Below are 24,387 nucleotides of genomic sequence, written 5' to 3'. Positions count from 1 at the left end.
GAAAATGCGTACACCCCTACGTGTCGCGGTGACCCTGGGCCTGGTGGTAGCGGCGATCTTTGCCGGCTTCCATTTGTGGCAGTACTACATGCTTACCCCATGGACCCGGGACGCGCGGATCCGTGCCGACGTGGTGGTGATCGCCCCGGACGTCTCGGGTTGGGTGCGTGAACTCAAGGCTTTTGATAACCAGCAGGTCAAGGCTGGCGATTTATTGCTGAGCATCGACCGCGATCGTTTCGACGCCGCGCTGGAGAAAGCCCACGCGGTGGTTCAGACCCGGCAACAACAACTCAACCTGCGTGAACGCGAAGCCAGCCGCCGTGCCAGCCTCGGGCCGCAAGCGATCAGTGCCGAGCTGCGCGAGAACGCACAGATCAACGCCGGCATCGCCCGCGGCGAACTGCGCGAAGCTCAGGCCGAAGCCAAGGTCGCCGAACTCAACCTCGCCCGCAGCCAGGTTCACGCGCCCCGCAGCGGCCACATCACCAACCTGCGCCTCGCTGAAGGCAACTACGTAAATGCCGGGCAACCGGTGATGGCGTTGATCGACGATTCGACTTTTTATGTGCAGGCGTATTTCGAAGAAACCAAACTGCCGCGGATCCGCGTCGGCGATCCGGTGAAGGTTTGGTTGATGAGCGCGGGGGAAGGGTTGCAGGGGCATGTCGAAAGCATCAGTCGAGGGATTACTGATCGCAACACCACGCCGGATGGGCAGTTGTTGGCGGAGGTGGAACCGACGTTTAACTGGGTTAGGCTGGCGCAGCGAATTCCGGTAAAAATCAAGATTGATAAGTTGCCGGAGGGGATTAATTTGAGTTCGGGGATGACGGCGAGTGTGCAGGTGCAGGAGGGTTCAAAGTGATCGTTCCCACGCTCCGCGTGGGAATGCAGCCCGGGACGCTCCGCGTCCCATCAACAGCCGAACGCGGAGCGTCCGTTGAGGCATTCCTTTGCTGCGCGTGGGAACGATCAGTGTCAGGTATCAGCCGATGCTGATTGCCGGCAGCTTAGGCAACGACACAGTCTGCTGCTTGCGCGGCGCCAGAATCTCCGCCTCACCATCCACCACCAACTCATCACGCTGGTTAAACACGCGAGTGGCAATCCGCACACGAAACTTCGGCAGCTTCTCGAGAATCTCCAGACGCACGGTCAGCGTGTCGCCAATCTTCACCGGCTTCTGAAAGCTCATCTGCTGACCGATATAAATAGTCCCCGGCCCAGGCAATTCGCAGGCAACGGCAGCGCTGATCAGCGCACCGCTGAACATGCCGTGAGCGATGCGCTCCTTGAACATGGTACCGGCGGCGAACTCAGCGTCCAGGTGCACCGGGTTGTGATCGCCGGACATCGCAGCGAACAACTGAATGTCGCGCTCTTCGACCGTCTTGCTGTAGCTGGCGGTCTGGCCGACTTCAAGGGCTTCGTAAGGGGTGTTGGTAACCTGGGTCATCTGTTTCAATCCTGTGACGAAAAAAAATCCACAAAAAAACTATTCCGATCTGGGTGGCCGGCGATGGCTCAGCGCTTGGGCGATCCAGTTCAACACGTCATTGATCACTTCATCGCGGTTGCTCTCGTTGAACAGTTCATGCCGTGCCTGCGGGTAAATTGTCAGTTGCAGGCTCTGGCTGCCAGCCGCGCGTAGCGCATGGGCCAGAACTTTCAGACGTTTGCCTTCGCTCACCGGATCACATTCACCGCCAATGACCAGCAACGGCAGACCCGGATCAATCTGAGCGAGATTGGACGCTTTGCTGATTTGCTGCAACCCACCGAGCAAATCGATCCATAGCTGATTGGTGCAGCGAAAGCCGCAGAGTGGGTCGTTGGCGTACAGATCGACTTCCGCCGGATCGCGACTGAGCCAGTCGAACCGCGTGCGCACCGGTTTGAATTTTTTGTTGAACGAGCCGAACGACAGCCATTCAATCAGCGCGCTGCGACCTTTCGGGCCTTGGCGCAAACGTTCTAACCGCGCAATCTGCCGCGCCGCGCGATAGAGCGCCACCGGTTGGAAGTTCGAACCGCTGAGGACGGCTCCGTGCAGACTGGCGCTGTGATGCAGCAGATAGGCCTGGGCGATGTAGCTGCCCATGCTGTGGCCGAGCAGCACGATCGGCACGCCGGAATGTTGTTGGCCGATGTGCTGATTGAGGCAAGCCAGGTCACCCACCACTTTGCCCCAGCCATCGTTGTCGGCGAAATGGCCGAGTGTCCCGTTTTCGGCAGTTTTGCCATGTCCACGCTGATCCGGTGCATAGACGCCGTAACCCTGATCGCAGAGTTTTTCCGCCAGACGGGCGTAGCGACCACTGTGTTCCGCCATGCCGTGGGCCAGCAGGATCACTGCCTTGAGTGGAGCTGTTGGCAGCCACTGGTTAACGAAGAGGCGGCTGCGGTCACTCGCGGTCAGCCAAAAAGTGTCGTGGATCATGGCGATTCCTTTGCATAGGGCTGCATGTGGCATGGACGTCGTTGCATTGTATAGCGCATCCATAGCGTGCCGTCTGATCAGGCCACGCCACGGCACCAAGATTCACACGGTCAATGAGGCCCGTGCGCATATTTGCCTGATTCGCCATAGCTGCTAGTGTCCGTGAAGCCCCGCTTTTCGCTTTCTGCTTTTTGAGGGATGAGAGAGGAAGGACAGAAAAGCGGCCCCGGATAGGTTCAGGTAAAGAGGACAAAAACAATGCAACCTGATTTCTGGAATGACAAACGCCCCGCCGGCGTGCCCCTGGACATCGACCAAGGGGCCTATAAGTCGGTGATCGAGGTGTTCGAGCGTTCCTGCAAGAAATTTGCTGACCGCCCGGCATTCAGCAACATGGGCATAACCCTGACCTACGCCGAACTGGAGCGCTACAGCGCAGCCTTCGCCGGTTACTTGCAAGCCCACACCGACCTGGTGCCGGGGGATCGCATTGCGGTGCAGATGCCCAACGTCCTGCATTACCCGATTGCCGTGTTCGGTGCCCTGCGCGCCGGGCTGATCGTGGTCAACACCAACCCGTTGTACACCGCGCGGGAGATGCGTCATCAGTTCAAGGACTCCGGGGCCCGGGCGCTGGTGTACCTGAACATGTTCGGGCAGAAAGTCCAGGAGGTGCTGCCCGACACCGACATCCAGTACCTGATCGAAGCGAAGATGGGTGACCTGATGCCCGCCGCCAAGGGCTGGCTGGTCAATACCCTGGTGAGCAAGGTCAAGAAGATGGTCCCGGCGTATTCCTTGCCGCAGGCGATTTCCTTCAAGAGCGCGCTGAGTCTGGGTCGAGGCCTGGGGATCAAGCCGCTGAATGCCGGCCTCGGCGACATCGCCGTGCTGCAATACACTGGCGGCACCACCGGGCTGGCCAAGGGGGCGATGCTGACTCACGGCAACCTGGTGGCGAACATGCAGCAGGCGCGCGCGTGCCTGGGTCAGTTCGGCACCGACGGTCAGCCACTGCTGCGCGAAGGGCAGGAGGTGATGATCGCGCCGCTGCCGCTGTACCACATCTATGCCTTCACGGCGAACTGCATGTGCATGATGGTGACCGGTAACCACAACGTACTGATCACCAATCCGCGGGACATCAAGGGTTTCATCAAGGAACTGAAGAACTGGCGTTTCTCGGCGTTGCTGGGGCTCAACACGCTGTTCGTCGCGTTGATGGACCATCCGGACTTCAAGACTCTGGATTTCTCCAGCCTCAAACTCACCAACTCCGGCGGCACCGCGTTGGTCAAGGTCACCGCCGAGCGCTGGGAACAGCTCACCGGTTGTCGCATTACCGAAGGCTACGGCCTGACCGAAACCTCACCCGTGGCCTGCACCAACCCTTACGGCGATAAGTCGCGCATCGGCACAGTCGGCCTGCCGGTGCCGGGCACCACGCTGAAGGTCATCAACGATGAGGGCGTCGAGCAACCCTTGGGCGAGCGCGGCGAACTGTGCATCAAAGGCCCGCAGATCATGAAAGGTTATTGGCAGAAGCCCGAAGCCACCGACGAAGTGCTGGATGCAGAAGGCTGGTTCAAGTCCGGTGACATCGCGGTGATCGACCCGGACGGTTTTGTGCGCATCGTCGATCGCAAAAAAGACATGATCATCGTCTCGGGTTTCAACGTGTACCCGAACGAGATCGAAGACGTGGTGATGGCTCACCCAAAAGTCGCCAGCTGCGCGGTGATCGGTGTGCCGGATGAGCGTTCGGGGGAGGCGGTGAAGCTGTTTGTGGTGGCCCGTGAATCGGGTGTCAGCCTTGAAGAACTGAAGGCGTACTGCAAGGAGAACTTCACGGCGTACAAAGTACCCAAGCACATCGTCTTGCGTGAGTCGTTGCCGATGACGCCGGTGGGCAAGATCTTGCGGCGGGAGTTGCGTGATATCGCCTGAGTGTTGAATGGCCGCGCTTTGCGCGGATCGCGGGCAAGCCCGCTCCCACAGGATCACCGATGACCTTGTGGGAGCGAGCTTGCTCGCGATGCTTTTTGTGGGGCAGAAGGCCCGAATCCAAAGGCTTGCAGGGCGCTATAGAATTTTTGCTCTAAAATGACTACCTGTTAGTCTTTAGTCATTAAAGTGACTGTGGGGCCGGTTTTTGGCTCTAGTAGGCCCTTGGCAAAGCTGCTACTCTCGGCGCGCTTTGTGACTTCTCGGCCTAACTAAAAAGCCAGACTCACCAGCAATCGACACCAATAAAAAACACACACCAATAATAATCGAATCAAATGCGGTGATGAACTCGCGTTGCTGAGGAGTGGGCTTCCATGATCGAAGACTTTTGGAAGGATAAGTACCCTGCCGGGATTGCTGCCGACATCAATCCGGACGAGTATCCGAATATTCAGGCGGTGTTGAAGCAGTCCTGCCAGCGCTTTGCCGACAAACCGGCATTCAGCAACCTGGGCAAGACAATCACCTACGGTGAACTGTACGAATTGTCCGGTGCCTTTGCCGCTTACCTGCAACAGCATACCGACTTGCAGCCAGGCGATCGAATCGCCGTGCAGCTGCCCAACGTGTTGCAGTACCCGGTCGCCGTCTTCGGTGCCATCCGCGCCGGGCTGATCGTGGTCAACACCAACCCGCTGTACACCGCGCGGGAAATGGAACACCAATTCAACGACTCCGGTGCCAAAGCCCTGGTCTGCCTGGCCAACATGGCGCACCTGGCCCAGACCGTCGTGCCGAAAACCGGCGTCAAGCACGTGATCGTCACCGAAGTGGCCGACCTGCTGCCGCCGCTCAAGCGTTTGCTGGTCAACAGCGTCATCAAGTATGTGAAGAAGATGGTCCCGGCGTATCACTTGCCCAAGGCCATCAAGTTCAACGACGTGCTGAGCAAGGGGCATGGCCAGCCAGTGGCTGAAGCCAACCCGGCCAGCAGCGACGTTGCCGTGCTGCAATACACCGGCGGCACCACCGGCGTGGCCAAGGGAGCGATGCTCACCCACCGCAACCTGGTGGCGAACATGCTGCAGTGCAAGGCGCTGATGGGTTCCAACCTTCATGAAGGCTGCGAGATCCTGATCACGCCGCTGCCGCTGTACCACATCTATGCCTTCACCTTTCATTGCATGGCGATGATGCTGATCGGTAACCACAACGTGCTGATCAGCAACCCGCGCGATTTGACGGCGATGATCAAGGAACTGTCGAAGTGGAAGTTCAGCGGTTTCGTCGGGCTCAACACGCTGTTCGTCGCCTTGTGCAACAACGAAGACTTCCGCAAGCTGGACTTCTCGGCGTTGAAAGTCACCCTGTCCGGTGGCATGGCCCTGCAACTGGCTGCCGCCGAACGCTGGAAAGCGGTCACCGGGTGCGCCGTCTGCGAAGGTTACGGCATGACCGAAACCAGCCCGGTGGCCACCGTCAATCCGATCCAGAACATCCAGATCGGCACCATCGGTATTCCGGTTCCGTCGACCCTGTGCAAAATCATCGACGATGCCGGCGTTGAGCAGCCGTTGGGCGCAATCGGCGAGCTGTGTGTGAAAGGTCCGCAAGTCATGAAGGGCTACTGGCAGCGTCAGGACGCCACCGATGAAATCCTCGACAGCGAAGGCTGGTTGAAGACCGGTGACATTGCGCTGATCCAGCCTGATGGTTACATGCGCATCGTCGATCGCAAGAAAGACATGATCCTGGTCTCCGGTTTCAACGTGTACCCGAATGAACTGGAAGACGTGCTTGCGACCCTGCCAGGCGTGCTGCAATGCGCAGCCATCGGCGTGCCGGACGAGAAGTCGGGCGAGGCGATCAAGCTCTTCATCGTCGCCAAACCGGGCGTGACGCTGACCAAGGAACAGGTGATGGAGCACATGCGCGCCAACGTCACCGGTTACAAGGTTCCGCGCTCCGTGGAGTTCCGCGATGCGCTGCCGACCACCAACGTCGGCAAGATCCTGCGCCGCGAGTTGCGCGACGAAGAATTGAAGAAGCTCGGCGTCAAGAAGGTAGGCGCGTAACACAAGAAGCCCCGCAGATGCGGGGCTTCTTGTTTATAGCTGATCGTTACCACGCAGAGCGTGGGAACGATCTCTTTACAGGCGAAACTGCGCGAAGTTCACGTTGGTACCCGCCGGGCGCATGTCCTGGAGGTACGAGTCCTTGTCGGCGCTCAGTTCCAGGCTCAAAGCGGCTTTACGCTTGCCTTCGTTGCGCACCACCAGTCCTTCGAGCTTCTCGCGCAGGAACACCGTCGGCACTTTCAGGTGCAGCAGTTCGTCGGTGTCCGGCGTGTGCATCAGCAGGTGAACCCATTCGTACTGACCAACGGCCAGGCGCGCGACCGGAATATCGAACCACCAAATGTTGCGGTTGCGGTTCAATTCGGTGAAATGGCAGTTATTGACGCCAAGCACAGCACCGCCAAGTTCCTGGTTTCTGCGGGCAATGGCCTGCTTTTTATCGAGTTTCATAACATTCCTACAGGATTGGATCTTCAGCGCCATGGCCTGAATACGTTGCGCATTCTCGGGGGTTGGTCGACAAACATAAAGCCCAACCTGCACTGAACGATGAAATATCGCGGTGAAAATAAATGAAACTCGGCACAAACGCCTCCGGTCAATCTTTGTGTAACAACTTTCCCCGTTGAATTGTTCACAGGAGAAACACCATGAGCAGCACTGGCGATAAAGTAAAAGGCATGGCCAACGAAGCCGCCGGCAACGTCAAGCAAGGCGTCGGCAAGGCCACCGGTAGCGACAAAATGCGCGCCGAAGGCGTCGTGCAGGAAAAGAAAGGCGAAGCCCAGCAAGCGGTCGGTAAAGCCAAGGATGCGATCAAGAAAGGCATCGACAAGGCGTGATCCGGCCTTTAAAGCGTGTCAGAAACGGCCATCCGCGGATGGCCGTTTTTGTGTCAGTCTGAGCATGAGCAAGATCAAAATCGCCAAGTAGGCTACTTTGATGTAGAAAACGGCCCCTGAGTCGCCACGACTTCGACCAAATTTTGCGGCGAAAGGAGACGCTAATGTTTTTCCCACACATGAAAGGTTTACGCCTGCACCGTGTCATGGTTCGCACGGTCACTGAGTTCGTCGCCGACGAGATGTCGACCTATGCCTCGGCGCTGGCCTATCAGATGCTGTTCTCGCTATTTCCCTTCATTCTGTTCCTCATCGCCCTGATCGGTTTCCTGCACCTGCCGGACTTCTTCTCCTGGCTGCGCCTGCAGTCAGAACTGGTGTTGCCACCCCAGGCGTTGGAACAGGTCAACCCGGTCATCGACCAGCTCCAGCAATCCAAAGGTGGCTTGCTGTCGGTCGGTATCGTGATTGCCCTGTGGACCGCGTCCGCCGGTGTGCGGCTGATGATGAGCGCGATGAATGCTGCCTACGACGTGGTCGAGGGCCGTCCGGCGTGGAAGCGTTTTCCGCTGTCGATTATCTACACCGTCGGCATCGCCGGTATGCTGCTGGTCGCTGCCGCGCTGATGGTGCTCGGACCGCAGGTGATGGGCTGGATCGCCGCGCAAGTCGGCCTCGAAGACTTCATCGTGACGCTCTGGACCATCGTGCGCTGGCCGGTGGTCGTGATTCTGTTGATGATGGCGGTGGCGCTGATTTATTACGTCATGCCCGACGTCAAACAAGAGTTTCGTTTCATCACGCCGGGTTCGGTGCTGGCGGTGGTGGTGTGGATCATCGCGTCACTGGGTTTCGGTCTGTACGTCAAGGCGTTCGCCAACTACAACGCCATGTATGGCAGTATCGGCGCGATCATCGTGCTGTTGCTGTATTTCTATATTTCCGCCGCGGTGCTGTTGCTCGGCGCCGAGATGAATGCCGTGATCGAACACATGTCGACCGAGGGCAAGAATGATGGCGAAAAAGTCCCCGGTGAGCACGACCACGAACCCAAACACCACGTGTCGGGACTGGGTCGGGATCACTCGATCAAGCCGACCACTGACGAAGTCATCAAATGATCCGTGAAATTCTGAAAATGGGCGACGAGCGCCTACTGCGCATTGCCCCGCCGGTGCCCGCCGAAATGTTCGACAGCCCCGAGCTGTGGCAACTGATCGACGACATGTTCCAGACCATGGAAAGCGTCGGTGGCGTTGGCCTGGCTGCACCGCAGATCGGCGTCGATCTGCAACTGGTGATCTTCGGTTTCGAGCACAGCGAGCGTTATCCGGATGCCGAGGCCGTGCCGCAGACGATTCTGATCAACCCGCTGATTACGCCCTTGACCCCGACACTGGAAGAGGGTTTCGAAGGCTGCCTCTCGGTGCCCGGCCTGCGCGGCGCGGTGGATCGCTATCAGCACATTCGTTACGAAGGTTTTGATCCCAAGGGGCAGCCGATCATGCGCATCGCCTCGGGGTTTCATGCGCGGGTTGTGCAGCATGAATGCGATCACCTGATCGGGCGGTTGTACCCGTCGCGCATCGGTGACTTCAGCAAGTTCGGGTTTACCGACGTGATGTTTCCGGATCTCGATCCTAATGCAGACGACTGACACACTCCGTGAATCATCCAGACGGTTTCATACCCATGGCGATCATCGGCTTGCTGCGTGCGTAACGGCTCAAGCGTTCGGCCATGGAGTAGGGCAGTGGCGGGTCGAAGGTAAAACCACGACGTTCATAAAACCCGCGCAGGTCCGGATGACAAAACAGCCACACCGGGCCTTCGAGGTCCTTGAGCGCCTCGGCGATCAACGCCGCAGCGATTCCCTGTTCACGGCAGGCTGGATCGACAAACAAACCCGTCAGCCAATGCCCGTCCGCCACCGGTCGCAAACACAGTGCCCCAATGATCTCGTTGCGCCTGGCCACCCAGAGTTGAGCGTCCCGGACCGCTTTCATCGACGATTGGTGAGCGCGATAAAACTTGTTCATCAAGGGCCATAAAGGCTCGGTGAGCAAGGTGTATTGGGTATTGGGCATGGTCTTCGACTGTCGGTGCACAAAGCGGGCGATTATAAAAGAACGCGCACGCAGCGATAGGTGTATACCTGATCTCACATCCCGTATGAGTGGAGTACGTATCATGGCCAAAGGCATGGATTCAAAAAAAGCAGCAAAGAAGAAGCCGGCAAAAACCGCCGATGAAAAACGCGCCGACAAGAAGGCCAAGAAGGTGGATGTGTTCGGTCATTGATCCCGTGACAAGGGAGCCCGGCCCTCGGGCTCCCGCTGCTTCTAACGAAATAACCAAATAATCTGCAAGAAAACCCTGCGCCATTGCACAGAAGGGGACTGGCCCCCGATCTGAGCAACGCCATGCCCCATTACTTCGATATTGCCCACCGAGAAGAAATCGACACCTTGCGCCAAGGCCTGCGCATAGTGCCCGTGACGCCGCGTATCGATCGCGAATTTGCCTTGGTGGTCGCTGCGAACAAGCCACCCTCGGCGGCGGTGCAGGCGCTGATGAGTCTGCTTGCCGAGAAATGACTCAAACCGACGCTGAACCGATTTTGTCCTCGATACTGGCCGACTAGTGGCCTTGCTTACCTGCCTCGCCTGTCTATGCTGACTCGTGACTAACTATGTCGACCAGTATGTGAAGGCCGTCATACACGTTAAGAGCGTGCGCAACCCAAGGCACCGACACTGAACAACATGGAGCTGTCCGGTCAATGGAGCGATTTATCAGAACGTTAAGGCTGGCTCGATCCTGGGCTATCAAGAGAAGGATGTCTTGATAAGAGCGTCGCTGCATGGACTCTCCAATTAAACATCATTGATCACCTGACCCAGTCCTTCCGGTGGAGGGATGCGTGTGCCTGTTCCTTGGAACGTAGTGGTGGAGTCGTTGAAAGACCAAAGAACTTTCATCAAACAAAAGACCGCGCTGAAGGTGATACGACCATGTTTAATCGACGTCACAAGACTGACCTGCTGGAAATCGAACGATTCAGTTGCGCGCTGACCGAGGCTAACGCGAAGTTGGCCGCGGTCAGCCGCTCGATGGCGATGATTGAGTTCACCCCCGAAGGTATCGTGCTCGATGCCAACGACAACTTTTGCAGTGCCATGGGTTATAGCGCCGAAGACGTGCGCGGAAAACATCACCGGATATTCTGCGAAGAAGCGTTTTATCGAAGCGATGCCTATGCCAAGTTGTGGCGTGACCTTGCCCGTGGCGAACCGGTGAGCGGGACCTTCTTGCGCTTGAACAAGAGCGGCAAGGAGATGTGGCTTGAAGCCAGCTATATGCCAGTGTTCGGCGCTGATCGTCAGGTCCGGAGTGTGATCAAGGTCGCCACTGATATCTCAGCCAGGGCCGACAAGGAACACGAAAGCGAGAGCATGCTCGCGGCGATCGGTCGTTCCATGGCCGTGGTCGAATTCACCCCGGATGGCAACGTCATCTCGGCCAACGAAAACTTCTTGAAGACGATGCATTACTCGCTCAACGAAGTGGTTGGACAACACCACAGTCTGTTTTGCCATCGTGGTGAAGCCGAATCGCAGGCCTATAAAGCGTTCTGGGCTTCACTCAATCGCGGCGAATATCACTCGCACCGTTTCGAGCGCAAAGATAAGCAGGGTCATACGGTTTTCCTGGAGGCCTCCTACAACCCGCTGTTTGACACCAAGGGTCGATTGTACAAAGTGGTCAAGTTCGCCAGCGACATCACCGATCAGGTGACCACCCTGCAAACCGCCGCGGAGTCGGCCCACAGTACCTCGGTTCAAAACGACGCCTGTGCGCAGAAAGGTTCTCTGGTGGTACAGCAAACGGTGCAGATCATCCAGGACATTTCCAAAGACTTGAATGAAGCGGCGCTGAGCATTGATGCCGTCAGCAAACAGTCCGACATCATCGGCACCATCGTTCAGACCATTCGCGGAATTGCCGATCAGACCAACCTGCTGGCGCTCAACGCGGCGATTGAAGCAGCCCGCGCCGGGGAGCACGGGCGCGGGTTCGCGGTAGTTGCCGATGAAGTTCGCAGCCTTGCGGCACGAACGAGCCAGGCAACGCTGGAGATCGTTGAAGTGGTACGCAAGAACCATGATTTGTCATTGAGTGCGGTGTCGAGCATGCAGTCGAGTTTGAGTCGAACCGGTCTTGGGGTGGAACTGGCGAACGAGGCGGGAGCAGTGATTCTGGAGATTCAACAAGGATCGCGGCATGTGGTGGATGCGATCAGTCAGTTCAACTCGACCTTGCAGATAAGTTGATCGCGGCAAATTGAAAAGGGTTCCTCGAAGGGACCTTTTTTATTGATTTCCGCACTTTTTAAAGCGAAGCGAGAAACTTGCCGACCACACCCGCATGGATGTGGGTCGGGTAGCGCGGAAGCCGCTCAAGCCAGGCCATTGCAGCCGTGTTTGAGGAATCCCGGGCGTTGTGCCAATCGTTGAAAATACTCGTCGATGGCGGGGTAGTCGGGGCGCTCCATCGGTGTCATCAACCAGCGGTTGACCGACAGCCCGATGACGATGTCCGCCAGCGTGAAGTGTGGCCCGGCGACATACGCTTTGGTGGTCGCGAGCTGATGCTCGAGGATGCCCATCTTCTGATTCCAGCTGCGTACGCCAGCGGTAATGTGATGCGGGTCCTGGAACTCCGGATCTTTGCGCACCAACGCTGTGAACGCGTAGCTCCAGGAGGCATTGAGTTCGGTCGCTTGCCAATCCATCCACTGCTCTACCCGAGCGCGCGCCGCCGGTTCGTGCGGTAACAGATCGGTGTTGTGGTGTTTGCCGGCCAGATAGCGGCAGATGGTGTTGGACTCCCACAACACGCCCGCATCGTCGATGATCACCGGCACCTGAGCATTGGGATTGAACCTGAGAAACTCCGGCGTGTGGGTCGACGCATAACCGCCGCCCCAGTCCTCACGTTCATAGGCAACACCCAGTTCCTCACAGGTCCACAGGACTTTTCGGACGTTGATTGACGAGGCTTTTCCCAGAATCTTCAGTGCGTGTTCCATTGAGCTACTCCGTTAGCGATTCGACGCTTCAGGAATCTAACAGACATTCAGCGTTTTCAAACCGGATCCGGCAGCGCCGACATTGGCAAACCAAACGTGCGATCAAACAACCAGTTGAAGGCGAAGGTGTAGCACGGGATGAAAATGATCAGCGCCGCGTCCAGCAGGAAGGCTTGCACCAGGCTGATGTTCATCCACCAGGCGATCAACGGGATGAGGAACACTATCAAGGTTAGTTGAAAACCCACGGCATGGGCGATGCGCCGTTTAACGGTGCGGGTTCGCGAAGGCTGACGACTTTCCCAGCGCTCGAACAGCGTGGTGTAGATGAAGTTCCAGGTCACCGCAATGGTGGTGATGATCACTGCCAACGGGCCAGTGCTGCCGGGCGAGGTGCCGGACAACAATGCCAGCCCCAAGGCCGAGAATGTCATGCCGATGACCTCGTAAAGGGACACGTAGAGCAGTTTTCGTTTAACGCCTTGCATGGGGGGTTGCCTCTTTCTTGCCAACTTGAAGCCAGGAGCACTGGCGAAGGCGACGAAAGATAGCTTCAATAGGGCTGACAGAAAAAGTCATTAGCTTTCAGTTTTATTGATAGGACGACGGATGAATTTCAACAGCGACAGCATCGAGTTGTTCCTCGCGGTGATCGAACGCGGCTCGTTTTCCGCTGCCGCCCGGGCGCTAGGTAAAGTGCCGTCGGCGGTGAGCATGGGCATCGCCAACCTGGAAGCCGAACTCGGTTATCCACTGTTTGATCGCAGCCATCGCGAGCCGGTGCCGACGGCGATGGCCTGCGCATTGGTGCCGCATGCGCGACTGATTGCCGAGCAGCTCAAACAGCTGCAAGTGCATGCGGTCGAGCTGTCGCTGGGGCTGGAAAGCAAGTTGTCGATCGGGGTGGTGGCGGACATCGACAAGGGCCGCGTGATGGCGGCGATCAAGGTCATCGCCGAGCGTCATCCTCTACTGGAAATCGAAGTGCTCAGCGCGCCGCAGGATGATGTGCTGGCGATGCTCCACAGCGGCCGGGTCAGCGTTTGCCTGGCGTTCGCCGGGCTGAGCATGAGCGTGCTGGAGCGGTTCCAGTTCGTCGGCACCGAACGGATGATCGCCACGCTGGCGGCGGACAATCCGTTGCTTCAAGGCCAGGATTTGTATCTCGAAGATTTGGTCCGCGTACGGCAAATCATCGTCGCCAGCCGCGACCTGCCGATCAGCGAAATCCGGCCACTGGTGGCCGAGTCTTACTGGCGCACCGACACGTTGACGATGGCGCTGGAAATGGTCGAAGCCGGATTGGGCTGGGGCAATTTTCCGCTGTCGGTGGTCCAGCCGTGGCTCGATGCTGGAAGGCTCAAGCGCCTGAGCTTCCGCAACATCGAGAACGGGTTGGTGCTGCCGGTGCATGCGGTGTGGCTCAAGAGCCAGCCGTTGCAGAAAGGGGCGTTGGCGTTTGTGGAGTTGATGGGGCGTTGACGCTGCACACCGATCATTCCCACGTTCTGCGTGGGAACGATCAAACAGTGTCAGGTACTTTCACGCACCTTCAACTCAAACCCCATGTCCTGCACCGGTTTCGCCACCGTGTTGCCGGCCATCAAGGTCAGCATCTGCTCCGCTGCGCGCCGGCCAATCGCCTCGCGCGGGGTGCTGATGCTGCTCAGACGCGGGACCATGTGGGCCGAGGCCGGCAGGTCGTTGAAGCCGAGGATCGCCACTTGTTCGGGGATTTTGATCCCGTAGCGCATGGCTTCGAGCAGTGCGCCCTGGGCCAGGTCGTCGTTGCCGAAGAAGATGGCATCGACATCGGGATGACTGGCGATCAGCTGCAGGAACAGTTCGCCACCGAGGCCGACGGAGGAGGCGCGAGGTGTCAGCACTTCCAGATCAGGGTCATACAAACCGGCCTTTTGCAGGGCTTTGCGGAAACCTTCGCCGCGCAGCAACGTGCGTTGATCCAGCTGCGCACCGATGTAGGCCAGGCGTTTACGACCGCGTGACAGCAAATGCTCGGCCGCTGTCTCGCCGGCAGCGAGTTGCGAAAACCCCACGCAATTGAGGCCGGCGGCGCTGTCCAGCTCCATCATGTACACGCAGGGAATGTTGCTGGCTTCGATCATCCGGCGTGAACTTTCAGTGCGGTCGAAACCGGTCAGCAGCAAACCGCGCGGCTGATACGCCATGTAATTGCGCAGCAGGTTTTCTTCTTCGTCGCGGGAGTAGTGGAAGTTGCCGATCAGCACTTCGAAGCCCTTGGGGCGCAAAATCTGATGAATGGCTTCCAGCGTGTCGATAAACAATAAATTGGACAGTGACGGCACCAACACCACCACCGAATGGCTCTGGGCCGAGGCTAACGCGCGGGCGGCAGGGTTGACCACGTAGTTGAGGTCGAGGGCGGCTTTCTGGACTTTTTCCACCAGTTCGGTGGCCACGGTACTGACCCCGCGCAGGGCGCGAGAGGCGGTGATCGGGCTGACACCGGCCAGGCGCGCGACTTCGTTCAAGGTGGGGCGGCCAGTGGTGCGCGTATTTTTATCGTTTTTAGGAGAGATCATCGGACGGCTTGCCAAACAAAATTCGAGGCACTAAGGTAGCGCTGTCTCGACGCAGCTGCAAATGCGTGAACGGGGTTTGCCTGATCCCCGTTTTTTGGCGTCAGGAACGAACATGCTGCAACCCACAAAAATGACAAGAAGGCGTCGGCAACTTCTGCTTTTGCTCTAGTGCATAACTGGCAAAGGTAGCGCTGTCTGCGCGCTGAGGTGTTACATGAATCATCCCATCACCGCCCTGGTCATCATGGGCGTTGCCGGTTGCGGCAAGACTTGCGTCAGCGAGGCCTTGTGCCAACTCAGCGGCGCGACCGCCATTGAAGGCGACACTTTTCACCCTGCCGCCAATATCAAAAAGATGAGCGCGGGTATCCCCCTGAACGACGAAGACCGTGCTGGTTGGCTCGATAGCCTGTGCGATGAACTGCGCCGCATTGACGCAAAGGGCCAGCGCCCGGTGCTGACCTGCTCGGCGCTCAAACACATTTACCGTGAACGTCTGCGCAGCGCCTTGCCTGGCCTGGGCTTCGTTTTTCTTGAGCTGACCCCCGAAGTCGCCGCCGATCGTGTGTCTCATCGGCCGGGGCACTTCATGCCGTCAACACTGATCGACAGCCAGTTCGCCACCCTCGAATCACCCGTTGGCGAACCGCTGACCCTGGCCCTCGACGCGTCGAACCACAGCGTCGACGAACTGGCCGCTCAAGCACACCGCTGGTGGCTTGAACACGGCCTGAAACTCGCCGTATGAGTTTTTCTCGAAGAGACAGCGCTGTCTTGATGGCTTGCGAATTACTCACTTTAATAACAACAACAACCAGGAGACACCCCTAATGTTTGGCATGTCCCACGAGACGTTCCTGCTGCTAGACGCAGTGGTCACGGTAATCGGACTCATCGTCCTGATCACCAAATTCAAGTTTCACCCCTTCATCGCCCTGATCATCGCCGCAGCCTTTCTCGGGCTGACTTCCGGCATGCCAATTGGCACCATCATCAAGGCGTTCCAGGACGGCTTCGGTGGGGTGCTCGGTTTCGTCGGGATCATTCTGGCGCTGGGCACCATGCTCGGCAAAATGATGGCCGAGTCGGGCGGGGCGGATCAGATCGCCCAAACGCTGATTCGCGCGTTCGGTAAGGACAAGGTGCAGTGGGCCATGATGTTCGCGGCCTTCCTGGTCGGCATTCCGCTGTTCTTCGAAATCGGCTTCGTGCTGCTGATTCCGCTGGTGTTCATCGTTGCCCGGCGTACCGGCGTGTCGATCATCAAGATCGGTATCCCATTGCTGGCCGGTCTTTCGGCCGTGCACGGCCTTGTTCCGCCGCACCCGGGCCCGCTGCTCGCCATCGGCGTGTTCGGTGCCGACATCGGCAAAACCATTCTCTACGGCCTGATCGTTGCGTTGCCGACGGCCATCATCGCCGGCCCGATCTACGGCACCTTCATTGCCAAATACATCCCCGGCCATCCGAATCAGGAACTGGTGGATCAACTGGCGCGTGATAACGATTCTGCCGATCTCCCGAGCTTCGCCATCACCCTGATCACCGTGCTGTCGCCGGTTTTCCTGATGTTGCTCAAGACCTTTGCCGATGTGGTGCTGCCGGACGGCAACTTTTTCCGCACCTTCATGGACCTGATCGGTCACCCGATTTCGGCACTCCTGCTGGCGTTGCTGTTGTCGCTGTACACCTTCGGCTACAAGCAGGGCGTAGGTTCCAGCCAGATTCTCAAATGGCTGGACGCGAGCCTCGCGCCGACCGCCGCGATCATCCTGATCATTGGCGCCGGTGGTGGCTTCAAGCAGATGCTGGTGACCAGCGGCGTTGGTAATGTCATCGGCAACATGGCGGTGGAAGCGCAGATCTCGCCAATCCTTCTGGCGTGGCTGGTGGCGGCGGTGATCCGTATCGCCACCGGTTCGGCGACCGTGGCGACCATTACCGGCGCCGGCATTGTGGTGCCGGTGGTGGGGATGATTCCGGGTGTGAATCGTGAGCTGCTGGTACTGGCGACCGGTGCCGGTTCGTTGATCCTGTCTCACGTCAACGACGCAGGTTTCTGGCTGGTGAAGCAGTACTTCAACATGACCGTGGCGGAAACCTTCAAGACCTGGACCGCGATGGAAACCATCCTGTCCATCGTTGCGCTGGGCTTTATCCTGCTGTTGTCGCTGTTCGTTTAAAGCACATTCGGCAGACACGAAAAAACCGCAGCCATGCGGTTTTTTTGTGGGTGATGATCGTTCCCACGCTCTGCGTGGGAATGCCGCCATGGACGCTCCGCGTCCACTGTGACGCAGAGCGTCACGGAATGCATTTCCACGCGGAGCGTGGGAACGATCAATGTGTCAGGCGTTGGTCTTGGTGACCAACCCATCCGCCCGAAACATCCCGCGAATCCCGCGTACTGCCTGACGAATTCGGTCCTGGTTTTCGATCAGCGCGAAGCGCACGTGATCATCCCCATACTCCCCAAACCCTACGCCCGGCGAGACGCAAACCTTGGCCTCGGCCAGCAGTTTCTTGGCGAACTCCAGGGAGCCCAAGTGCGCATACGCCTCGGGAATCTTCGCCCAGACATACATCGACGCTTTCGGATTCTCGACCATCCAGCCCAGTTCATGCAGGCCTTTGACCAGCACGTTGCGACGCTGCCGATACTGCTCGGCGATGTCCTTGACGCACTGCTGATCGCCTTCCAGCGCCGCAATGGCCGCGACTTGCAGCGGGGTGAACGTGCCGTAGTCGTGGTAGCTCTTGATCCGCGCCAGGGCGTTGACCAGTTCGGCATTACCGACCATGAAACCAATGCGCCAGCCCGCCATGTTGTAGCTCTTGGACAGAGTGAAAAATTCCACCGCAATGTCCTTGGCGCCCGGCACTTGCATGATCGACGGTGCTTTCCAGCCGTCGTAGACGATGTCGGCGTAAGCCAGGTCGTGCACCACCAACACGTCGTACTGTTTGGCGAGGGCGATCACTCGCTCGAAGAAGTCCAGCTCCACGCATTGAGCAGTGGGATTCGACGGGAAGCCGAGGATCATCATTTTCGGTTTCGGAATCGAGCCGCGTATGGCGCTTTCCAACTCGGCGAAGAAGTCCACGCCCGGAATCAACGGCACCGAACGCACCTGGGCGCCGGCAATCACCGCGCCGTAGATGTGAATCGGGTAGCTCGGGTTCGGCACCAGAACGGTGTCGCCCTGGTCTAGGGTGGCCAGCATCAAATGCGCCAGGCCTTCCTTGGAACCGATGGTCACGATGGCTTCGCTTTCCGGGTCGATGTCGACCTCGTAGCGATCCTTGTACCAATTGGAAATCGCCCGGCGCAGACGCGGAATGCCCTTGGACGTCGAGTAGCCGTGAGTGTCTTCGCGCTGGGCGACGGTGACGAGTTTTTCGACGATGTGCGGCGGTGTCGGGCCGTCAGGATTGCCCATGCTGAAGTCGATGATGTCTTCGCCACGACGACGGGCGGCCATCTTCAGCTCGGCAGTGATGTTGAATACGTAAGGGGGGAGTCGATCTATGCGCGCAAAGCGGCGCGGCGAACCTGGGTTGGCCATTGTTGCCTCGGGTAACGTGAGCGCCCGGAACCGTCCGAGCGACGCTGGTCACTGCGGTGACCTGTGGCGGAATGTAAGGGCTGATGTGGCAAACTGTCCAGCGACTATGTAAACAAATTTGCCCGAAGGGTGACAAACTGCTGCGTTATTCCTATATGGCATCGGCGGCGATCTTCTGCTATTTCGCGGTCTACGTGATCCTATCGGGTTATAACGAGTTCGTCGACGCAGGCGCCGTCGAGCAGTTGCACGCACTGTAATTGGGCGAATCGGGTTTGGCTTCTATACTTCCAGCCGAACCCACTTTTTTGTTCCAGGAGTTGAGTCATGGATGAGCAAGCAGACGTCAAACTGGCCGAGCCACGCTTCGAGAGCGGGCATTTTCTGCTCATTGCCGGGCTTGGCGGACGATTTACCGCGGATACGACCAGTGGCATCCCCGATCTCTGGGAGAAATTCATTCCCGAAATTGGCAAAATTCCCGGTCAAAAGAACGAAGTGACCTACGGCGTCTGCTGCAATCCGGATGGCAAGGGTGGTTTCGAATACATCGCCGGCGTTGAAATCAGCAAACTCGACGACCTGCCTGAGAAGTACCGCTGGATTGAGGTCCAGCCTCAGCACTACGCGGTGTTCGAGCACAAGGGCTCGCTGGATACCTTGCCGCAGACTTTTCAATACATCTGGAAAACCTGGTTGCCGCAGTCCGGTAAAGAAGCGGCGGACGCCCCGGAATTCGAACGCTACAGCGACGACTTCAATCCGAAACTCAACACCGGTGTGCTGGAAATCTGGCTGCCGCTCAAATCGGATTGACCCAAGCCCCGGACGGGCACTTCACTGTGCCCGTTCGTGACTGTCGTTGACTCCTCGCATCACCCCCGCACACCGTCCGTTTCGCTCGATCTATACGCCGTCTTAATACCGCTGCCCCCAATCAGTGTCCGTCCTTGATACCCCCTCACTTAACCTGCAAGGCGCCGATGAGAGCGCGAATTCAGTGCGTTTTTTTGCACTGACGCGCTCTGCCGGTACCCGATTGCGGGTGTCCTTTCGTTTTGTCAGGGGGAGCTGTCTTGTTAACACTCGAGTTCATTTACATCGCCAGCGGCCTGTGTGCCGCCCTGTTGTTTGTCTACCTGGGTTACGCCCTTATCCGTGCAGAGAAGTTCTGATGGCCGCAGTCATTGCGGCACAGGCTTTTTTATCAGCCCTCCAGGGCGGTCTTGAGAAAGGAAATCGGCAATGTACGACCTGATCTTTATGGGGGTTAGCGTGGTGTTTTTTGCTGCGACAGCCATGGTCATCGTCGCCATGGGCAAGATTTGAACGGAGCATCGACATGTTGAGCACTATGCTGGAATTTGCGGTGATTCTCGGGTTGATGACCGGACTCGCCGTGTTGATGGGCAAGTGGCTGACCCTGGTATTTACCGGGCGCAACCATGCCTTGGCGGAGCGCGCTACTTATCGTCTGCTGGGGATCGATACGGCCGAAACCATGGGCTGGGCACGTTATGGCTCGGCCCTGCTGCTGTCGAACGCGGCGATGATGTTGCTGGGTTACATCGTGTTGCGCTTGCAAGGTTTCATGCCGCTTAACCCCTTGGGGCTGAACGCGCAAACTCCTGATCTGGCGTTCAATACCGCTGCGTCCTTTATCACCAACACCAACTGGCAGGCTTATTCAGGTGAAACCAGCCTGTCCAATTTCAGCCAGATGGCTGTCATCACCTTCCTGATGTTCGTCGGCGCAACAGCGGGCGTTGTGGCGGCGGCGGGTTTCATTCGCGGCCTCAGTCGGTCGAATTCCGCTGATATCGGAAACTACTGGGTGGACTTCACTCGCACGCTGTACCGGGTGATGTTGCCACTGTGTTTTGGCATGGCGCTGGTTTATGTCTGGCAAGGCATGCCGCAGACCCTGAATTCCCAGGCCCTGGCCACCACACTGGAAGGTGCGCAGCAGCAATTGATCGTCGGCGCGGTGGCGAGCTTTGAGTCAATCAAGCACATCGGCACCAACGGCGGCGGTTTCTTCAGCATGAACGCCGCACATCCGTTTGAGAACCCGACTCCGCTGACAAACATGCTGCATATCCTCAGCATGCTGCTGATCCCGTCGGCGCTGACGTACACCTTTGGCAGCATGCTGATGCGTCGGCGTCAGGGCTGGGTATTCTTTGGCACGTTCCTGGTGATGTTCGTCGGCTTTCTGAGCATCGTTTACACGGCTGAACAAAGTGGCAACCCGCTGCTGACCCGGGTGGGCGCGGACCAGGTGCTGTCGGCAACCCAGAGTGGCGGCAACATGGAAGGCAAGGAGCTGCGCTTCGGGATTGCCGACACCAGCCTGTTCGTGACCACCACCACCGGCGCCACCACCGGCTCGGTGAACGCCATGCATGACTCGCTGACACCCATGGGCGGCTTCGTACCGCTGGCGCAGATGATGCTCAATTGCGTGTTCGGTGGTGACGGCGTGGGCTTTATCAACCTGATCCAGTACGCGCTGCTGACGGTGTTTCTGGTGGGCATGATGATCGGCCGCAGTCCCGAATTCCTCGGCAAGAAGATCGAGGCACGGGAGATCAAGCTGGTCATGCTCTCGGTACTGGCGCACCCCATCTGCATTCTCGGCTTCACCGCCCTGGCGGCACTCTGGCCGGACACCCTGAACAGCCTCAACAACCAGGGGCCCCATGGCTTCAGCGAGGTGCTTTATGCCTACACCTCGGGCACTGCCAACAACGGTTCGGCGTTCGCCGGATTGAATGCCAATACGCCGTTCTTCAACACCACAATCGGTCTTGCCATGTTGCTCGGACGTTTCTTCACCATGCTGCCGATGCTCGCGGTCGCAGGTTCTCTGGCGATGAAAAAGAACATCCCGGCCGGTGCCGGCACCATCCCGACCGCCACACCGCTGTTCATGTTCCTGGTGGTGTTCGTGGTGCTGGTGGTGGGCGGCCTGACGTTCCTGCCGGCGCTCGCGCTCGGCCCGCTGGTCGAGCAACTGCAGTTGCTGACCGGCCAGACCTACAAGTGAGGGCGCTGTGATGACTCAAGTACAAACAAAAACCAAGGTGCAATTTCTGTTTACCGGGCTGTTGCGCCCGGTGCTGATTTCGGCGGCGTTCTTCATGCTGCTGACCGGGGTGGCGTATCCGTTGTTCACCACGCTGGTGGCCAACGTGCTGTTCCCGTTTCAGGCCCAGGGCAGCCTGGTTGAACGGGACGGGCTGGTGATCGGTTCGGCGGTGATCGGCCAGCATTTCACCCGCCCCGAATATTTTCAGGGCCGTGCGAGCATGACCCTCGGCGCAGATCCACTGGACCCGAGCAAGAGCGTGGCGCAGCCGTACAACGCAGGTTCCAGTGGCGCCAGCAACCTTGGCCCTACCAGCCAGAAGTTGATCAACGCCGTGGCCATGCGGGTCGAAGCCTACCGCCGGCAGAACGGCCTGGCGGCAGATGCGCAGGTGCCGGTGGATGCGGTCACCTCGTCGGCTTCAGGCCTGGACCCGCACATTTCGGTGGCCAACGCACAGATTCAGGCGGCGCGCGTCGCACGCCTGCGCCACCTGCCGGAAGCCGATCTGTTGAAGCTGGTGAATACCCACACCGAGCAACGCACCTTCGGCCTGCTCGGCGAGCCCCGGGTCAATGTGCTGCAACTCAACCTCGCGCTGGATGCTCTGGCGCCCGCGCATCAGCCACCCCTTGCGGCCAGTGAGTAAGAGAAACAACTATGAGTAAGCAAGCTCGTTTGCCTTTGTTCGACCGTAAGTTGTTGTTCACGGCGTGCCTGGATGCCTTCAAGAAGTTGTTGCCCCAGTCGCAGTGGAAGAACCCGGTGATGTTTGTGGTGTATCTGGGCAGCATTCTCACCACGCTGTTGTGGTTTCAATCACTGGTCGGCAAGGGTGAAGCCTCCAGTGGCTTCATTCTCAGCATCACGTTGTGGCTATGGTTCACCGTGCTGTTCGCCAACTTCGCCGAAGCCCTGGCCGAGGGCCGCAGCCGGGCCCAGGCGGCCAGCTTGCGCGGGATGAAGCGCCAGACCATGGCCAAGCTGTTGCAACAGCCTCGGCATGGCTCCGCCTGGATGCCAGTGCCTTCCAGCGAACTGCTCAAGGACGCGGTGGTGTTGATCGAAGCCGGCGATCTGGTGCCCCTCGATGGCGTGGTGATTGAAGGCGTGGCGTCGGTGGATGAAAGCGCGATTACCGGCGAATCGGCACCGGTGATTCGCGAAGCGGGCGGCGACTTTTCATCGGTCACCGGCGGGACAAAAGTGCTGTCGGACTGGCTGGTGGTGCGCATCAGCGTCAACCCCGGCGAGTCGTTTCTGGATCGCATGATTTCCATGGTCGAATCCGCGAAGCGCCAGAAGACACCCAACGAGGTGGCGCTGACCATTCTGCTGGTGGGTCTGACCTTTCTGTTTCTGCTGGTGATCGTGACGCTGGGCCCGTACTCGATGTTCGCGGTGGCCATGAGCGGAGGCGACGTGGTCAGCGCAACGGTGCTGGTGGCGCTGCTGGTCTGTCTGATCCCCACGACCATTGGCGGTCTGTTGTCGGCTATTGGTGTGGCGGGCATGAGCCGGATGATGGCGGCCAACGTCATTGCCACCTCCGGGAGAGCAGTGGAAGCGGCGGGCGACATTGACGTCCTGCTGTTGGACAAGACCGGCACCATCACCTTGGGTAACCGCCAGGCCAGCAGTTTCCTGCCGGCGCCCGGGGTCAAGGAATCGGAACTGGCCGACGCCGCGCAACTGGCCTCGCTGGCCGACGAAACGCCGGAAGGGCGCAGCATCGTGGTGCTCGCCAAGCAGAAGTTCGACCTGCGGGCGCGGGACCTCAATGCGCTGCGCGCCAGCTTCGTGCATTTCACCGCGCAAACCCGCATGAGCGGCGTCGATCTGGCGGGCGGCCGGAGCATCCGCAAAGGTGCGGCAGATGCCATTCGACTGCACATCGAGGCGCTGGGCGGCAGCTTCCCGCCCGAGTTGCAGGCCAGGGTCGATGAAGTCTCGCGCCGTGGCAGTACACCGCTGGTTGTGTGCGATGGCCAACAGGCATTGGGCGTAGTCGAGCTCAAGGACGTGGTCAAGGGTGGCATCAAAGAGCGCTTTGCCGAACTGCGGCGCATGGGTATCAAGACCGTCATGATCACCGGCGATAACCGCCTGACGGCGGCAGCGATTGCCGTGGAAGCCGGGGTCGACGACTTTCTTGCCGAGGCTCGGCCGGAAGACAAGCTGCAACTGATCCGCGACTACCAGACCCAAGGCAAGCTGGTGGCAATGACCGGAGACGGCACCAACGATGCGCCGGCACTGGCCCAGGCGGACGTGGCGGTGGCTATGAACAGTGGTACTCAGGCCGCCAAGGAAGCGGGCAACATGGTCGATCTGGACAGCAACCCGACCAAGCTGATCGAGGTGGTGGAGGTCGGCAAACAGATGCTCATGACTCGCGGCGCGTTGACTACTTTCAGCGTGGCCAACGATGTGGCCAAGTATTTTGCTATCGTACCGGCCGCATTCGTCGCGACCTACCCGCAACTGGGCGCCCTGAATGTGATGCACCTGAGCAGCCCGAACTCGGCGATTCTCAGCGCGGTGATCTTCAATGCCCTGATCATCGTGTTTCTGATCCCGCTGGCGCTCAAGGGCGTGACCTATCGAGCCATCGGCGCGGCGGCGTTGCTCAATCGCAACCTGCTGATCTATGGACTGGGTGGCGTGCTGGTGCCGTTCGCGGGGATCAAGGTGATCGACATGCTGTTGGCCGGGCTCGGCCTGGTTTGAAAGGACTGACTGCACGGCGCCCTGTGTGGCGCCG

The 24,387-nt window shown here is 58.8% G+C and carries 23 protein-coding genes and 2 pseudogenes; 17 read left to right on the top strand and 8 right to left on the bottom strand.

Annotation, left to right across the window (positions count from 1 at the left end):
• Positions 1-4 precede the first annotated feature (4 nt).
• On the top strand, positions 5-868 hold the full coding sequence (locus QK293_RS10795) for an HlyD family secretion protein (protein ID WP_282377267.1): 864 nt from the start codon (positions 5-7) through the stop codon (positions 866-868).
• A gap of 120 nt (positions 869-988) precedes the next feature.
• On the opposite strand, the gene QK293_RS10790 is transcribed toward QK293_RS10795, so the two are convergent.
• Positions 989-1,459 (bottom strand): MaoC family dehydratase, encoded by a 471-nt coding sequence (locus QK293_RS10790; RefSeq protein WP_282377266.1) that lies wholly within the window; start codon positions 1,457-1,459, stop codon positions 989-991.
• Between the two features lie 39 nt (positions 1,460-1,498).
• Positions 1,499-2,443: an alpha/beta hydrolase gene (locus tag QK293_RS10785; RefSeq protein ID WP_282377265.1), complete on the bottom strand. Its 945-nt coding sequence runs from the start codon at positions 2,441-2,443 to the stop codon at positions 1,499-1,501.
• A gap of 258 nt (positions 2,444-2,701) precedes the next feature.
• Between QK293_RS10785 and fadD2 the strand changes: the two genes are divergently transcribed.
• Both fadD2 and fadD1 read left to right on the top strand, forming a co-directional pair.
• Entirely contained in the window at positions 2,702-4,390 is a 1,689-nt protein-coding gene (fadD2, locus tag QK293_RS10780; protein WP_282377264.1) for a long-chain-fatty-acid--CoA ligase FadD2, read from the top strand.
• A 374-nt stretch (positions 4,391-4,764) separates the two neighbouring features.
• Positions 4,765-6,465 (top strand): long-chain-fatty-acid--CoA ligase FadD1, encoded by a 1,701-nt coding sequence (fadD1, locus tag QK293_RS10775; protein ID WP_282377263.1) that lies wholly within the window; start codon positions 4,765-4,767, stop codon positions 6,463-6,465.
• 75 nt (positions 6,466-6,540) lie between these two features.
• Here fadD1 and QK293_RS10770 read toward each other — a convergent pair whose 3' ends face one another.
• Positions 6,541-6,918, bottom strand: coding sequence for a hypothetical protein (locus tag QK293_RS10770; RefSeq protein ID WP_282377262.1), 378 nt, complete (start codon positions 6,916-6,918; stop codon positions 6,541-6,543).
• 200 nt (positions 6,919-7,118) lie between these two features.
• Here QK293_RS10770 and QK293_RS10765 point away from each other — a divergent pair, with 200 nt between their 5' ends.
• From QK293_RS10765 to def, 3 genes are all read left to right on the top strand, one after another.
• Positions 7,119-7,310 carry a CsbD family protein gene (locus tag QK293_RS10765; protein ID WP_282377261.1) on the top strand — a complete coding sequence of 64 codons (192 nt, stop codon included), beginning with the start codon at positions 7,119-7,121 and terminating at the stop codon, positions 7,308-7,310.
• Between the two features lie 164 nt (positions 7,311-7,474).
• Positions 7,475-8,431 (top strand): YihY/virulence factor BrkB family protein, encoded by a 957-nt coding sequence (locus tag QK293_RS10760; protein WP_282377260.1) that lies wholly within the window; start codon positions 7,475-7,477, stop codon positions 8,429-8,431.
• Positions 8,428-8,967 carry a peptide deformylase gene (def, locus tag QK293_RS10755; protein WP_282377259.1) on the top strand — a complete coding sequence of 180 codons (540 nt, stop codon included), beginning with the start codon at positions 8,428-8,430 and terminating at the stop codon, positions 8,965-8,967. The genes QK293_RS10760 and def overlap by 4 nt, the downstream gene beginning before the upstream one ends.
• A gap of 13 nt (positions 8,968-8,980) precedes the next feature.
• On the opposite strand, the gene QK293_RS10750 is transcribed toward def, so the two are convergent.
• Positions 8,981-9,397 carry a GNAT family N-acetyltransferase gene (locus QK293_RS10750; RefSeq protein WP_282377258.1) on the bottom strand — a complete coding sequence of 139 codons (417 nt, stop codon included), beginning with the start codon at positions 9,395-9,397 and terminating at the stop codon, positions 8,981-8,983.
• A gap of 387 nt (positions 9,398-9,784) precedes the next feature.
• Between QK293_RS10750 and QK293_RS10745 the strand changes: the two are divergent.
• Together QK293_RS10745 and QK293_RS10740 are read left to right on the top strand one after the other, a co-directional pair.
• Positions 9,785-9,907 (top strand): annotated as a pseudogene (locus tag QK293_RS10745) (LysR family transcriptional regulator); the annotation flags it as partial.
• A gap of 417 nt (positions 9,908-10,324) precedes the next feature.
• Positions 10,325-11,644, top strand: coding sequence for a PAS domain-containing methyl-accepting chemotaxis protein (locus tag QK293_RS10740; RefSeq protein ID WP_282377257.1), 1,320 nt, complete (start codon positions 10,325-10,327; stop codon positions 11,642-11,644).
• 125 nt (positions 11,645-11,769) lie between these two features.
• Here the strand turns inward: QK293_RS10740 and QK293_RS10735 are convergent, their stop codons facing one another.
• Together QK293_RS10735 and QK293_RS10730 are read right to left on the bottom strand one after the other, a co-directional pair.
• Positions 11,770-12,402 (bottom strand): glutathione S-transferase, encoded by a 633-nt coding sequence (locus QK293_RS10735; protein ID WP_282377256.1) that lies wholly within the window; start codon positions 12,400-12,402, stop codon positions 11,770-11,772.
• Between the two features lie 56 nt (positions 12,403-12,458).
• The gene (locus QK293_RS10730) at positions 12,459-12,890 is read right to left on the bottom strand and encodes a PACE efflux transporter (protein ID WP_282377255.1); all 432 of its coding nucleotides are present in this window, start codon (positions 12,888-12,890) and stop codon (positions 12,459-12,461) included.
• A 121-nt stretch (positions 12,891-13,011) separates the two neighbouring features.
• Here QK293_RS10730 and QK293_RS10725 point away from each other — a divergent pair, with 121 nt between their 5' ends.
• On the top strand, positions 13,012-13,884 hold the full coding sequence (locus QK293_RS10725; RefSeq protein WP_282377254.1) for a LysR family transcriptional regulator: 873 nt from the start codon (positions 13,012-13,014) through the stop codon (positions 13,882-13,884).
• Positions 13,885-13,934: 50 nt separating this feature from the next.
• Here QK293_RS10725 and QK293_RS10720 read toward each other — a convergent pair whose 3' ends face one another.
• Entirely contained in the window at positions 13,935-14,966 is a 1,032-nt protein-coding gene (locus tag QK293_RS10720) for a LacI family DNA-binding transcriptional regulator (RefSeq protein ID WP_282377253.1), read from the bottom strand.
• Positions 14,967-15,180: 214 nt separating this feature from the next.
• On the opposite strand from QK293_RS10720, the gene QK293_RS10715 reads away from it, so the two are divergent.
• Both QK293_RS10715 and QK293_RS10710 read left to right on the top strand, forming a co-directional pair.
• Entirely contained in the window at positions 15,181-15,714 is a 534-nt protein-coding gene (locus QK293_RS10715) for a gluconokinase (RefSeq protein WP_282377251.1), read from the top strand.
• Positions 15,715-15,796: 82 nt separating this feature from the next.
• The gene (locus tag QK293_RS10710) at positions 15,797-17,149 is read left to right on the top strand and encodes a GntP family permease (protein WP_282377250.1); all 1,353 of its coding nucleotides are present in this window, start codon (positions 15,797-15,799) and stop codon (positions 17,147-17,149) included.
• A gap of 165 nt (positions 17,150-17,314) precedes the next feature.
• Here QK293_RS10710 and alaC read toward each other — a convergent pair whose 3' ends face one another.
• Positions 17,315-18,532, bottom strand: coding sequence for an alanine transaminase (alaC, locus tag QK293_RS10705; RefSeq protein WP_282377249.1), 1,218 nt, complete (start codon positions 18,530-18,532; stop codon positions 17,315-17,317).
• 128 nt (positions 18,533-18,660) lie between these two features.
• On the opposite strand from alaC, the pseudogene QK293_RS10700 reads away from it, so the two are divergent.
• The 6 genes and pseudogenes from QK293_RS10700 to kdpB form a co-directional block, all read left to right on the top strand.
• A pseudogene (locus QK293_RS10700) lies at positions 18,661-18,792 on the top strand (LysE family translocator); the annotation flags it as partial.
• Positions 18,793-18,859: 67 nt separating this feature from the next.
• Positions 18,860-19,348 (top strand): GyrI-like domain-containing protein, encoded by a 489-nt coding sequence (locus QK293_RS10695; protein WP_282377248.1) that lies wholly within the window; start codon positions 18,860-18,862, stop codon positions 19,346-19,348.
• A gap of 260 nt (positions 19,349-19,608) precedes the next feature.
• Positions 19,609-19,707, top strand: a complete 99-nt coding sequence (gene kdpF / locus QK293_RS10690) for a K(+)-transporting ATPase subunit F (protein ID WP_282377247.1) — start codon at positions 19,609-19,611, stop codon at positions 19,705-19,707.
• Positions 19,708-19,874: 167 nt separating this feature from the next.
• Positions 19,875-21,581, top strand: coding sequence for a potassium-transporting ATPase subunit KdpA (kdpA, locus tag QK293_RS10685; protein ID WP_282377246.1), 1,707 nt, complete (start codon positions 19,875-19,877; stop codon positions 21,579-21,581).
• A 10-nt stretch (positions 21,582-21,591) separates the two neighbouring features.
• Positions 21,592-22,272: a K(+)-transporting ATPase subunit C gene (kdpC, locus tag QK293_RS10680; protein WP_282377245.1), complete on the top strand. Its 681-nt coding sequence runs from the start codon at positions 21,592-21,594 to the stop codon at positions 22,270-22,272.
• Between the two features lie 11 nt (positions 22,273-22,283).
• Entirely contained in the window at positions 22,284-24,353 is a 2,070-nt protein-coding gene (gene kdpB, locus QK293_RS10675) for a potassium-transporting ATPase subunit KdpB (RefSeq protein ID WP_282377244.1), read from the top strand.
• Positions 24,354-24,387: the final 34 nt, after the last annotated feature.

Origin of the sequence: Pseudomonas sp. AL03 (genome assembly GCF_029960815.1) — a bacterium.
Taxonomy (GTDB): Bacteria; Pseudomonadota; Gammaproteobacteria; order Pseudomonadales; family Pseudomonadaceae; genus Aquipseudomonas.
This window is presented reverse-complemented; position numbering and strand designations above follow the sequence as displayed.